Raw genomic sequence first — 377 nt, forward strand, 5'->3', positions numbered from 1 at the left:
GCGTTCCACTGCGCCACGATGCGCTCGTGCTCGGCCGCGCCCAGCATCGACAACTCGCCCACCGGCTGTCGGGGATTGGCGACGATGGCCTGCAGCAGGTTCTGCCAGTGCTCGGCCAGGCGCTCGATGGTGGCGCGGTCGAACAAGTCGGTAGCGTAGATCAGGTTGGCCGACAGCCCTTCGGCGGACTCGACGGTGTCCAGCGTCAGATCCAGTTGTGCGGTGCGATTGTCCCACTCCAGCGACTCGACCTCCAGCCCGGTGCCGCCGCCCTCCCCGGCCCGCGCTGGCCGGTTGCCGCCCTGGTGATTGAACATCACCTGGAACAGCGGGTTATGGCTGAGGTTGCGCTCTGGCTGCAAGGCCTCCACCAGCTG

At 67.6% G+C, this 377-nt stretch carries 1 protein-coding gene; it reads right to left on the minus strand.

The window, feature by feature from the left end:
• A partial coding sequence (locus tag ACF8EF_RS15690; protein WP_392461547.1) for a condensation domain-containing protein occupies nucleotides 1–377 on the minus strand: 377 nt, incomplete at both ends.

The sequence above is a fragment of the Pseudomonas sp. zjy_15 genome (genome assembly GCF_043101865.1).
Taxonomy (GTDB): Bacteria; Pseudomonadota; Gammaproteobacteria; order Pseudomonadales; family Pseudomonadaceae; genus Aquipseudomonas; species Aquipseudomonas putida_Y.